This is a genomic window from Allostella sp., assembly GCF_041913585.1.
In the GTDB taxonomy this organism is placed as follows: Bacteria; Pseudomonadota; Alphaproteobacteria; order ATCC43930; family Allostellaceae; genus Allostella.
The window spans coordinates 39,030-50,532 of record NZ_JAYSFE010000017.1; the positions used below are offsets into that span (position 1 = coordinate 39,030).

Below are 11,503 nucleotides of genomic sequence, written 5' to 3' on the forward strand. Positions count from 1 at the left end.
CGATGCCACAGCCCGTCTTCGTCCGCCCGCCGAGCGCCGGGCCGGTGCCGCTGGTGCTCGATTCGCCGCATAGCGGCGCCACCTATCCCGCCGACTTCGGCGCCGCCTGCGACCCGGCGCTGCTGCGACAGGCGGAGGATGCCTGGGTCGACGAGCTGTGGAGCGGGGCGGCCGGCCTCGGCGCGACGATGGTCGCGGCCGGCTTCCCGCGCGCCTATATCGACCCCAACCGGGCGCTCGAGGACATGGACCCGGCGCTGCTCGACGAGCCCTGGCCGGGGCCGCTCGCACCCGGCGACAAGTCGGACCGCGGCGTCGGCCTGATCTGGCGGCTCATCAAGGGCGAGGTGCCGATCTACGACCGCAAGCTCTCGGTCGCCGAGGTCCAGGCCCGGATCGACGGCTACTGGCGGCCCTACCACGCGGCGCTCGACCAGGCGGTCGATGCCGCCCGCGCGCGCTTCGGCAAGGTCTGGCACATCGACTGCCATTCGATGCAGGCGACCGGCAACAAGCGCTCGGTCGACGGCGACGGCACCCCGCGGGCCGACTTCGTGCTGGGCGACCGGGACGGGACCACCTGCGAGCCCGACTTCACCCGCTTCGTCGCCGAGCGCGTCGCCGCCATGGGCTATTCGGTCAAGGTCAACGACCCCTACAAGGGCGTCGAGATCGTGCGCCGTCATGGCCGGCCGGCGGAGGGGCGCCACAGCCTGCAGATCGAGCTCAACCGCGCGCTCTACATGGACGAGGACGCGCACCGGAAGATTCCGCGCTTCGATCAGCTCCAGGCCGACCTGACGCGGCTCACCGCCGACATCGTCGGCTTCCTGGCGCGGCGGACGTGAACCCGACCTTCGCCACTCCGCCCACCTTCCTCGGCACGCTGCGGCACGACCCCGCGGCACGCTTCGTGGTCGCGGGCGTGCCCTACGACATCGGCACAACCAATCGCGCCGGCACCCGCTTCGGGCCGGCGGCGATCCGCGGCGCCAGCCGGATGCTGGTCGACGGCGTCAACCCGGCGAACTGGGCGAGCCCGGCCGCGCTCGACATCGCCGACATCGGCGACTTCGAGATCCTGCTCGGCGACATCGGCGAGAGCCTGCGCCGGATCGAGGCACGGGCGACGGCGCTCGCCGGCCACCTTGTCGCCCTCGGCGGCGACCACACCGTCACCCTGCCGCTGCTGCGCGCGCTCGCCCGGCGGACGGGGCCGCTCGGGCTCGTCCATTTCGATGCCCATGTCGACACCTGGCCCGACAGTTTCGGCCAGCCGATGGGGCACGGGTCGGTCTTCTGGCATGCCATCCGCGAGGGCATCGTCGATCCGCGCCGGATGGTGCAGGTCGGCATCCGCTCGCCGGTCGGCCGCGACGTCTGGGACTGGACGGTGGGGCAGGGGGTGACGATCCTGCCGGCCGAGGAGTGCCACCGCATCGGCGTCGAGGGCATCGTCGAGCGCATCCGCCGGGTCGCCGGCGACGGCGCGACCTACCTCACCTTCGACATCGACGCGATCGATCCGTCGCAGGCGCCCGGCACCGGCACGCCCGAGATCGGCGGGCTCTGGACCTGGCAGGCGCAGGCGGTGCTGCGCCGGCTCGGCGGCATCGACTGGCGCGGCATGGACGTGGTCGAGGTCAGTCCGCCCTACGACACGGCCGAGATCACCGCGCTGGCGGCGGCGACCTTCGCCTTCGAATATCTCAGTCACTTCCGCCCGGACTAGTCGGCGGGGGAGCGACGCGCGCATGGCAACCCTGTTCATGTTGTGTGGCAGGATCGCGGCGGGCAAGTCGACCCTGGCCGCGCGCCTCGCGCAGCGACCGGCGACGATCCTGGTCGCCCAGGATCGCTTCATGGCCAGCCTCTGGCCCGACGAGATCCGCAACATCGAGGACTATGCGCGCGTGTCGCCGCGCCTTCGCGAGGCGATGGGCGACCATCTGGCGGCGATCCTGCGGGCGGACCTGTCGATCGTGCTCGACTGGCCCGCCAACACGCGGCTTGTGCGGGCCTGGATGCGGACCGTCTTCGAGGGCGGTGACGCCGACCACGAACTGCACGTCGTCGATATCGACGACGGCGAGCGCCGGGCCCGCCTCGCCCTGCGGAACGCCTCCGGGCAGCACGAGTACCAGGTCGACGACGCGACGCTGGCGCTGTTCGATCGCCACTTCGAGCCGCCGGAGCCGTCCGAAGGGTTCCGGATCATCCGTCACGGATAGCCGCGGCGACGCGCGCGATCACTTCGGCCCATTCGCCCTGGCTCTGCTGCCGGAAGACGCGGATCGACGGGTACCAGGGATTGCGGTCGCCGCGACCCATCAGCCAGTACCAGAGCAGGCCCCGGGTCCGCGGCAGCATCAGCCAGCAGGGGCGGCCGAGCGCGCCCGCGAAATGCGCCGTCGAGTTGCTGACGGTGACGACGAGATCCATGGCGGCGACCTGGGCGGCGAAGCCGTCGACATCGAGGAGCGGATCGATCTCCGGATCGACGCGCACGGGCGTTCCGGCGGCAGCGTCGACCGGGCCGTACTGCAGGCTGACGAAGGTGATCCCGGGAACCGACAGGATCGGCGCCCAGTCGGCGAGGTCGAGCGACTTGTGGCGTCCGAGGCTGCGGTTGGCGCTGTGCCAGGAGATGCCGACGATCCGGCCGGCTCGCGGCCCGCCATAGCGTCGGCGCAGGCTTGCGACCCGCTCGGGATCGGCGGTCAGGTATCCCGCGTGGTCCGGGAAGCGGTCCCAGCTTCGCCGCAGGTACATCGGCAGGTAGACCATCGGCGCCTGGCACACCACGTCCGGCGCGAGGCCGGCCGGGTCCGCCTCCGGCCGTCGCGGAACGATGGTCAGGTCGGGATGGGAGCGGCCGAGCAGCGGCACGAGGCGCGGATCGCATTCGACGACGACGCCCCGGCTCGCTGCCGCGAGGTCGCCGAGGAGGCCGGCCGCCAGCACCTCGTCGCCAATCCCCTGCTCGCCCCAGACGACGACGCGGCCGGCGACGGGGCCGCCGTCCCACAGCGGCTGCGGATAGGGACGGCGGCGCATCCGCCGCTCGCTCCACAGGAAGGCGAAGTCGGCCCAGCCGGATTCGAGATCGCCCAGGGCCAAGTGGCAGTGCGAGCGGTTGAAGCGGAACTCGGCCTCGTCCGGGCGCAGGTCGACCGCCCGATCGTAGGCGACGACCGCCTCCGCATCCCGTCCGAGGCCGGCGAGCGCGACCCCCAGGTTGAAATGCGCCTCGGCGAGGTCGGGGTCGCGGTCGAGGGCGGCCCTGGCGGCGGCCACCGCTTCGTCGAGGCGGCCCTGGCGGTCGAGCGCGGAGGAGAGGTTGACCAGCGGTTCGGGACGCGCGGGTGCGAGGGCTGCGGCCCGTTCGAATTCCGGGACGGCCGCGTCCCAGCGGCCCAGGCGATTGAGCGCGAGGCCGAGGCCGTTCGGCCCGTCCCAGCGGCCGGGCGCGAGGTCCACGAGCCGTCGGAACGTCGCCAGCGCCTCGGCGGCGCGGTCGAGCCGGAGCAGCGCGTCGCCCTCGACGCGGAGGGCGCCGACCTTCTCCGGCACGCCGTCCGGGATCTGACGGGCCGCCGCCTGCGCCGCCTCGAACGAGCCTGCCGACAGCGACGCTTCGGCGAGGCGAAGGCGCAGCGCGGGATCGTCGGCGCCGGCGTCGAGCGCCTGCCGGAGGAGGGTTGTGGCCTCGTCGTGCCGACCCTGCGCCCGCAGCAGGTCCGCCAGTTCTCGGGTCAGACGGCGATGGTCCGGGCGCAGCTCGAGCGCCCGCCGCCAGGCCGCCTCGGCCTCGCCCGCCCGGCCCAGCCGGTGCAGCGCATTGCCCAGGGCCTCGTGGGCGACGGCTCGGTCGGGGCGCAGGCGGGCGGCCAGCGCCAGCAGGGGCACCGCGGCCGCCGGCCGACCCTCGGAACTGTGCAGCAGGCCCAGCATGTAGGCCGCCTGGGCGTGGTCGGGCCGGTCGCGGAGGATCGCTTCGTAGAGCGGCCGGGCGGCGGCGGTGTCGCCGCGCCGGTGCAGTTCGAGGGCGCGGCGGAGCAGGATCGGGTGGTCGTCCAGGCGGCATTCCCCGGGTGCAGGAGGACGGCCAGGATAGCCCAGACCATCGGCCCTGGCAGGAGGCGGCCCCATCTATCCGCGATGCCGCGCAGCGTATAGGGTCAGGCGGAACCGGAGGCCAGACATGCTCTACAATCCGCCGCACTTCCGCGAGCAGGACCGCGCCGTCCTCGACGACCAGATCCGCCGCACCGCCTTCGCGACGCTGGTCACCGCCGGTGCCGAGGGGCCGATCGTCAGCCATCTGCCGCTGCTGCTGATGCCCGAGCCGGCCCCGGACGGCGCGCTGATCGGCCACGTCGCGCGCGCCAACCCGCAATGGCGGCAGAGCGACCTCGACAAGCCGGCGCTGGCGATCTTCGGCGGTCCGCACGCCTATGTCTCGCCCGGCTGGTATCCGGGCAAGCGCGAGCACGGCCGGGTCGTGCCGACCTGGAACTATGCCGTCGTCCACGTCACCGGGCGGCTGGTGGTGCTGCACGATGCCGACGCCGTGCTCGACATCGTCCGGCGGCTGACCGACGTCCACGAGGCGTCGTTCGCGACGCCGTGGCAGGTGAGCGACGCGCCGGACGAATTCGTCCGGGCGCAACTCAAGGGCATCGTCGGCCTGAGGCTCGAAATCACGTCGGTCGAAGGGAAGATGAAGCTCAGCCAGAATCGTCCCGTCTCCGACCGCGAGGCCGTCGTCGCCGGCCTCGATGCGCGTGGCGACGCGGCCGCCAGCGCGGTCTCGGACCTGATGCGGGACCGGCTTTCCTGAACATTCTGTTGCAGCCGCGAAAGCGTCTTGCAATCGGGCGGAAAATCCGTATATCCGGCGCCGTACTGACGCACACGCACGTGCCTATGCCCCCCGGGGTAAGTAACGACGGACGCGTCCTTTTTGGCAGAACCGGTCAACAGTGGGCCGGTCCCGAGAGGGAGGTGGACATGGTTGCGACCCGCGCGGGAGCGCACGCATCCCGTCTTGATTCGAGGTGACGACGCCCGGCCGGCCCCCTAGGGCCCGCCGCTGTCCGTCGTCGCCTGTTTCCGGAAATCGATCGGCCCATTGATGGCCGTTGTACCGACCTCGCCCTTGGATGGGCGGGGCCTCGGGAGGATGCCATGACCGAACTGCGTCACCGTTCCGCGGTTTCGCCGCTGCGCCGTCCTGTCGCCGGCCGGGGGATTCGCGGCACCCAGCGCCTGCCGCTCGTCGACGAGATCGTCCGCGCCCACCGGCCGGACGAGCCCCTGCACTGCCTGCGCCCGGGGGTCCTCGCCGCGGCGGCGCGCTCGTTCGTCGGCGCCTTCCCGGGCGACGTGCTCTATGCCGTGAAGTGCAATCCGGAGCCGGCGGTGCTGCGCGCGCTCCATGCCGGCGGCGTCCGCCATTTCGACTGCGCCTCGCCGGCGGAGATCCGTCTGGTGCGCCAGCTCTTCGCCGACGCCGAGATCCACTACATGCATCCGGTCAAGGCGCGCGCGGCGATCCGCGCGGCCTGGTTCGACCACGGCGTCCGCGACTTCTCGCTCGACTCGGCGGAGGAGCTCGAGAAGATCGTGGCGGAGACCGGCGGCGCGCCCGGGCTCGGCCTCTTCGTGCGCCTGGTGCCGCCCAAGGCCGAGACGCTCTACGACCTCTCGGGCAAGTTCGGTGCGGAGCCGGCGGCGGCCGTGGCGCTGCTGCGCCGCGCCCGCGCGGTCGCGGACCGCGTCGGCATCTGCTTCCATGTCGGCTCGCAGTGCATGGAGCCGGCCGCCTATGCCCGGGCGATCGCGCTGGCCGACGAGGTCGCGCGCGCGGCGGGGGTCGCGGTCGACGTGCTCGATGTCGGCGGCGGCTTCCCGGTCAGCTACCCGGACGTCACCCCGCCGCCGCTGGCGGCGTTCATGGGCGCGATCGCCGACGCGTTCGCGGCGACGACGCTGGCCGCCCGGGGTTGCCGCCTCTGGGCCGAGCCCGGCCGCGCGCTGGTGGCGCCCGGGGTCTCGCTCGTCGTCCAGGTCCAGCACCGGCGGGGCGAGACGCTGTTCGTCAACGACGGTGTCTATGGCAGCCTGTCCGACGCGGGCGCGCCCGGCTTCCGCTTCCCGGCGCGGCTGATCCGGCTCGACCGGACGGCAGCGGCCGAGCAGGCCGGCTTCGCCTTCTTCGGCCCGACCTGCGACAGCGCCGACCGCATGGCCGGTCCCTTCGTCCTGCCCGCCGACGCGGGCGAGGGCGACTGGATCGAGCTCGGCCAGCTCGGCGCCTACGGCAGCTCCCTGCGCACCGCCTTCAACGGCTTCGACCAGGCGCGGCTGGTCGAGGTCCGCGACCGCCCGCTCCTCGAGACGCCGGGCTACGACCTGATCGCCATCGCCGCCTGAACGGCGCACCACCACCAGGATGCCGGCCGCCGGCCGGCGAGGAGGACATTGAATGAAGCACGTCCGTTTCACGGGGAAGATCGTCATGGTCGGCATGGGCAGCATCGGCCAGGGGGTGCTGCCCCTCATCTTCCGGCACATCGAGGTCGCCCCGCATCAGGTCACCATCGTCACCGCCGACGATCGCGGCCGGGACGTGGCGGCGGAATACGGCGTGCGCTTCGTCGAACAGCCGCTGACGCGGGAGAACTATGCCGACGTGCTGCGCCCCATGCTGGGCGTGGGCGACTTCCTGGTGAACCTGTCGGTCGAGGTGTCGAGCATCGCGCTGATCGAACTCTGCCAGGAGATCGGCGCGCTCTACATCGACACCTGCATCGAGCCCTGGCCCGGCGGCTACACGGACCCGAGCCTGAGCTACTCGCAGCGCTCGAACTATGGCCTGCGCGAGACGGCGCTCGACCTGAAGCGCCGCTCCGAAGGCGGCCCGACCGCGGTGATCACGCACGGTGCCAATCCCGGGATCGTCTCCTACTTCGTCAAGCGGGCGCTGCTCGACATCGCCCGCGACACCGGCGTCCCGGCGACGGCGCCCGGCGACCGGGCGGGCTGGGCGGAACTCGCCCGCCGGCTCGACGTCAAGGTGATCCACATCGCCGAGCGCGACACCCAGGTCTCGCTGACGCCGAAGCGGCCGGGCGAGTTCGTCAATACCTGGTCGATCGACGGCTTCGTCAGCGAGGGCTGCCAGCCGGCCGAGCTCGGCTGGGGCACGCACGAGCGGCATTTCCCGGCAGACGGCGCCCGGCACGAGAACGGCTGCGGCGCGGCCATCTACCTGATGCGGCCCGGCGCCTCGACCCGGGTGCGGACCTGGACGCCGCTCGCCGGCACCATCCATGGCTTTCTCATCACCCACAACGAGTCGATCTCGATCGCCGACTACTACACGGTGAAGGGAGAGGACGGGCAGGCGCTCTACCGGCCGACCGTCCATTACGCCTATCACCCGTGCGACGACGCGGTGCTGTCGGTGCATGAGCTTGCCGGCCGCAACTGGCAGCAGCAGGAGCGGCAGCGGCTGATGGTCGACGAGGTGGTGAGCGGCATCGACGAGCTCGGCGTGCTGCTGCTCGGCCACGCCCGGAAGGCCTACTGGTACGGCTCGCGCCTGACCATCGACGAGACCCGCGCGCTCGTCCCGCACAACAACGCCACCAGCCTCCAGGTCACGGTCGGCGTGCTGGCGGGGATGGTGTGGGCGATCGAGAACCCGAGGGCCGGTCTGGTCGAGGCCGACGAGATCGACCACGATCGGATGTTCGAGATCATGACCCCCTATCTCGGCAACCTCGTCGGGCAGTACGGGGACTGGACCCCGCTGCGCGACCGCGGCGTCCTCTTCCCGGAGGAGGTCGACCAGCACGACCCCTGGCAGTTCAAGAACTTCCGGGTGGTGTGATCGCCGTCGCCCACTTCCCGCCGGCAGCCGGCGGGAAGGGGATCGGTTCCCGGGCGCCCGACCTGTCGTCAGGGCTGGAACTGTTCCTTCAGGATGCGCTCGGCGAGGTTCATCTCGCGGTCGAACAGCAGGGTCATCGCCGTCGTCCGATCCTCCGAGACCTCGACGGCGACGACGTCGCGGACCTCGGTGAAGTCGGCGACCGCGCTGACCGGCCGCTTGTCGGGTTCCAGGATCTCGAAATGCACCTGGGCGCCGTGCGGCAGCAGGGCGCCGCGCCAGCGCCGGGGGCGGAAGGCGCTGATCGGGGTGAGCGCCAGCACCTCGGAACCGAGCGGGATGATCGGGCCGTGCGCCGACAGGTTGTAGGCGGTGCTGCCGGCCGGCGTCGACACCAGCACCCCGTCGCAGACCAGTTCGTCGAGCCGGACGATGCCATCGATGCGGATGCGGATTTTGGCCGACTGCCGGGTCTCGCGCAGCAGCGACACCTCGTTGATGGCGCGGCCCTCGCGGCGCTCGCCGGCGATCGTCGTCGCCCGCATGCGCAGCGGATGCAGGGTGACCGCGTCGGCGTCGGCGATCCGCTCGACCAGCCCGTGCGGCGAGTAGGGGTTGAGCAGGAACCCGACCGTGCCCCGGTTCATGCCGAAGATCGGCACCCGCCGGTCCATGCAGCGGTGCAGCGTCTCCAGGAGGAGGCCGTCGCCGCCGAGCGCGACGATGATGTCCGCCCGCTCGACCGGGACATGGGCATAGAGCCGTTCGAGCTCGGCCATCGCCTCCCGGGCGGGCTCGGTCTCGGCGGCGACGAAGGCGATGCGGGGCGCGACCATGGCGGGGGCGGTTATCCGGCCTGCGGCGGGAGCCGTCCAGCAAATTGCCGCCTTGCCGGCGCAGGGGCGGGCGGGGCATAGGTGAGGGGCATGGGACCGATCGTCGGCATCGTCCTCGCGGGCGGACAGGCGCGCCGCATGGGGGGCGGGGACAAGGTGCTGCTGCCGTTGGCGGGGGCGACGCTGCTCGACCGCGTCGTGGCGCTCGCCCGGCCGCAGGTCGCGGCCCTGGCGATCAGCGCCAACGGCGACCCGGGGCGCTTCGCCCGCTTCGGGCTGCCGGTCCTGCCGGACGACCTGGCCGACGACCTGCCGGGGCATGCCGGACCGCTCGCCGGCATCCTCGCCGGGCTCGAGTGGGCGGCCGCCGAGCATCCGGCGGCGGACCGCCTGGCGAGCTTCGCCGGCGATACGCCATTCTTCCCTTCCGACCTCGTGGCGCGCCTCGCCGCCAAGCCGGGAGCCGCCTGCGCGGCGTCCGGCGGCCGGCTCCATCCCGTCTTCGGCCTGTGGCCGGTGGCGGCGCGCCTGCGACTGCGGCGCGCGCTCGCGATCGAAGGGCTGCGCCGGGTCGAGGACTGGGCGCGGGCCGTCGCCGCCGAGCGGGTCGAGTTCGCGGGCGGCGACGGCGGCGATCCGTTCTTCAACGTCAACCGGCCGGACGACCTGGTGGCGGCGCAGCTGCTCCTGGCCGGGCGATCGTGAGATTGCGGCCGGCCGGTCGCAGCTGGCGGACGGCGCCACCCTCCATCACCACCCGGGCGGCCGTCTCGGGATCGTCGACGACCATGCCGGCCAGCCGTTCGATGCCGCACGCGAAGAGTGCCGGCGCGAGCGGCGTGCCCGGGCCGACCAGGACGACGCGCGTACAGCGGGCGAGGTCGAGGATGCCGGCGAGCGAGCCGTTGCCGAGGGTGGACGCGGTGACGAGCACGAGGTCGGCCGCACCGATCAGTTCCGGCGCGTCCGATTCGGGGTGATCGCCCGGCCCCGGGGAGCGCTCGATCACCGCGGCATGGGGCAGCGACCGTTCCAGCCCCGGGAAGCGGCCGACGACGACGACCCGGCCGGACTCCCGCCCCGCCGCCTCGATCGCGTTGCCGGCCTCGCCGGCGAGGTCCGGCCGGTTGTGATGGGCGTTGGCAGCGGCGATCGCGACCGCGACCTCGAACGGGTTGTCGGAGCCGACGCCGGCCGCCAGGGTGCTGAGCGGCGTCCCGGCGAGCCGACCCGCCTGGGCGAGGGGCCGGCAGCCGGGCGCGCCGCGCGGCGGCGCATGCGCGAGGCCGGTGCCGGCAGGGCCCTCGACCAGCACCCAGTTGACGCCGAGGACCACCCGACGTGCGGGCGCGTCGGACACGCCGTCGAGCAGGGCGGCATGGAGCGTGGCCTGGTTCATCCTGCGTCCTCCTCCGGGCGGGCGGCGACGAGCCGGACGACCGAGATGTCGATCAGGACCTTGCCGCGGTGCTGGAAGTTCACCGTGACCCGGTCGCCGATGGCCGACTGGACCTGGCCCAGGCCCCACTCCGGCTCGCCGGGGTGCCGGACATAGGCCCCGGGCGTCCAGCCGTCGGCCTTCATTGCGCGGCGAGCGCTCCGCCCGCCGGGCGCGACAGGTGCGGCCGCACCTCGGTCATGAAGCGCCGCATCGAGCGCGCGACGCGCTCGTGCTCCATGCCGCCGAAGTTCATGAACAGGCTGAGATGGCTGGGGCCGACCACGGCCATGTCCTCCTGGAGCATGGCGATCACGCGCTCAGGCGGCCCGATCATCGCCTTCTCCAGCACCTCCTCCGGGGTCGGATCGTGCTCCCCGGCCACCTCGGCGACGTAGCCCTCGTCGAAGCGGCCGGTGCCGGCCTTCAGGGTCGCGACCAGCCGGTGGGTGTAGATCGCCCGCCGGGCCGCCTCCTCGGCGTCGGCCGGATCGTCGGTGACGTAGACGAGGCGCTGGATGGCGAAGGGCTCGGCCGCGGGGTCGCGGCCGGCGGCGCGGCGGGCGGCGTCGAAGGGCTGGCGCACCTGGGCGACCGCGGCGGGCGGCATCCACATCGCCGAGACGAACGGGGTGTAGCGGCGTTCGACCGTGCGGGCGATCATCGCCGGATCCCGGGCCAGCCCCGCCAGGTAGACCGGCACGGGGCTCTGCGCCGGCCGCAGCGGCAGCCAGCTCGCCGGCACGGCAAAGTGCCGGCCGCGATACTCGACCCGGCCGTGCTCCAGCGCCATGTCGATCACGTCCAGCACCTCGCCGAAGCGCTCCCGGGCCTCCGCGATCGGGATGCCGAGGCCGGTGAATTCGTGCTGGTGGCTGCCGCTGCCGATGCCGAGGTCGAGCCGTCCGCCCGACAGCAGGTCGACATAGGCGATCTCGTCGACGAGCCGCATCGGATTGTAGAGGGGCAGGACCACGACCCCGGTGCCGAGGCGGATGCGGCTGGTCCGGGCGGCGGCATGTCCGGCCGCCAGCAGCGGCGACGGACACATGCCGAGATTGGCGAAATGGTGCTCGGCGAACCACACCGTGTCGAAGCCCAGTTCCTCGGCCAGGACGGCCTGTCGCATCGCGTCGTCGACGACGCGGGCGGGGGCGACCGAGCGGTCGCGCATCTGCTGCAGGATGAAGAGGCCGATCCGCATCGGGGAGGACTCCAGTTCCGGATGATGGTCAGGCACGGCAGGCGGCGATGACCGCCGGGTCGGGGTCGCAGCCGAGGCCGGGGCCGTCCGGCACCCGCATCCGGCCGCCGGGGGCGTCGGTCCAG

Annotated in this window: 12 protein-coding genes; 7 read left to right on the forward strand and 5 right to left on the reverse strand. The window is 72.9% G+C overall.

The window, feature by feature from the left end:
• Positions 1 to 2 precede the first annotated feature (2 nt).
• Genes ACE3Q3_RS05310 through ACE3Q3_RS05320 form a run of 3 tightly spaced genes read left to right on the forward strand, consistent with a single transcriptional unit; the run spans position 3 to position 2,231 of the window.
• Positions 3 to 848, forward strand: a complete 846-nt coding sequence (locus tag ACE3Q3_RS05310; RefSeq protein WP_374443018.1) for an N-formylglutamate amidohydrolase — start codon at positions 3 to 5, stop codon at positions 846 to 848.
• Positions 845 to 1,732: an agmatinase gene (gene speB / locus ACE3Q3_RS05315; protein ID WP_374443021.1), complete on the forward strand. Its 888-nt coding sequence runs from the start codon at positions 845 to 847 to the stop codon at positions 1,730 to 1,732. Before ACE3Q3_RS05310 ends, speB begins: the two co-directional genes overlap by 4 nt.
• Positions 1,733 to 1,754: 22 nt before the next feature.
• A complete protein-coding gene (locus ACE3Q3_RS05320; RefSeq protein ID WP_374443023.1) occupies positions 1,755 to 2,231 on the forward strand; it encodes an AAA family ATPase in 477 nt (158 codons plus the stop codon).
• Here ACE3Q3_RS05320 and ACE3Q3_RS05325 read toward each other — a convergent pair.
• The gene (locus ACE3Q3_RS05325; RefSeq protein WP_374443026.1) at positions 2,215 to 4,152 is read right to left on the reverse strand and encodes a tetratricopeptide repeat protein; all 1,938 of its coding nucleotides are present in this window, start codon (positions 4,150 to 4,152) and stop codon (positions 2,215 to 2,217) included. The two genes, ACE3Q3_RS05320 and ACE3Q3_RS05325, sit on opposite strands and share 17 nt — an antisense overlap.
• Positions 4,153 to 4,204: 52 nt before the next feature.
• On the opposite strand from ACE3Q3_RS05325, the gene ACE3Q3_RS05330 reads away from it, so the two are divergent.
• From ACE3Q3_RS05330 to ACE3Q3_RS05340, 3 genes are all read left to right on the forward strand, one after another.
• A complete protein-coding gene (locus ACE3Q3_RS05330; protein WP_374443029.1) occupies positions 4,205 to 4,843 on the forward strand; it encodes an FMN-binding negative transcriptional regulator in 639 nt (212 codons plus the stop codon).
• Positions 4,844 to 5,190: 347 nt separating this feature from the next.
• A complete protein-coding gene (locus ACE3Q3_RS05335) occupies positions 5,191 to 6,438 on the forward strand; it encodes a type III PLP-dependent enzyme (RefSeq protein WP_374443032.1) in 1,248 nt (415 codons plus the stop codon).
• 52 nt (positions 6,439 to 6,490) lie between these two features.
• The gene (locus tag ACE3Q3_RS05340) at positions 6,491 to 7,900 is read left to right on the forward strand and encodes a homospermidine synthase (RefSeq protein ID WP_374443034.1); all 1,410 of its coding nucleotides are present in this window, start codon (positions 6,491 to 6,493) and stop codon (positions 7,898 to 7,900) included.
• 68 nt (positions 7,901 to 7,968) lie between these two features.
• Here the strand turns inward: ACE3Q3_RS05340 and ACE3Q3_RS05345 are convergent, their stop codons facing one another.
• On the reverse strand, positions 7,969 to 8,736 hold the full coding sequence (locus tag ACE3Q3_RS05345) for an NAD kinase (protein WP_374443036.1): 768 nt from the start codon (positions 8,734 to 8,736) through the stop codon (positions 7,969 to 7,971).
• 90 nt (positions 8,737 to 8,826) lie between these two features.
• Between ACE3Q3_RS05345 and mobA the strand changes: the two genes are divergently transcribed.
• On the forward strand, positions 8,827 to 9,441 hold the full coding sequence (gene mobA / locus ACE3Q3_RS05350; RefSeq protein WP_374443039.1) for a molybdenum cofactor guanylyltransferase MobA: 615 nt from the start codon (positions 8,827 to 8,829) through the stop codon (positions 9,439 to 9,441).
• Here mobA and ACE3Q3_RS05355 read toward each other — a convergent pair.
• Genes ACE3Q3_RS05355 through ACE3Q3_RS05365 form a run of 3 tightly spaced genes read right to left on the reverse strand, consistent with a single transcriptional unit; the run spans position 9,386 to position 11,378 of the window.
• Entirely contained in the window at positions 9,386 to 10,135 is a 750-nt protein-coding gene (locus tag ACE3Q3_RS05355) for a Rossmann-like domain-containing protein (RefSeq protein WP_374443044.1), read from the reverse strand. The two genes, mobA and ACE3Q3_RS05355, sit on opposite strands and share 56 nt — an antisense overlap.
• A complete protein-coding gene (locus tag ACE3Q3_RS05360) occupies positions 10,132 to 10,320 on the reverse strand; it encodes a DUF3553 domain-containing protein (protein WP_374443047.1) in 189 nt (62 codons plus the stop codon). The genes ACE3Q3_RS05355 and ACE3Q3_RS05360 overlap by 4 nt, the downstream gene beginning before the upstream one ends.
• Positions 10,317 to 11,378: an LLM class flavin-dependent oxidoreductase gene (locus tag ACE3Q3_RS05365; protein WP_374443050.1), complete on the reverse strand. Its 1,062-nt coding sequence runs from the start codon at positions 11,376 to 11,378 to the stop codon at positions 10,317 to 10,319. Before ACE3Q3_RS05365 ends, ACE3Q3_RS05360 begins: the two co-directional genes overlap by 4 nt.
• Positions 11,379 to 11,503: the final 125 nt, after the last annotated feature.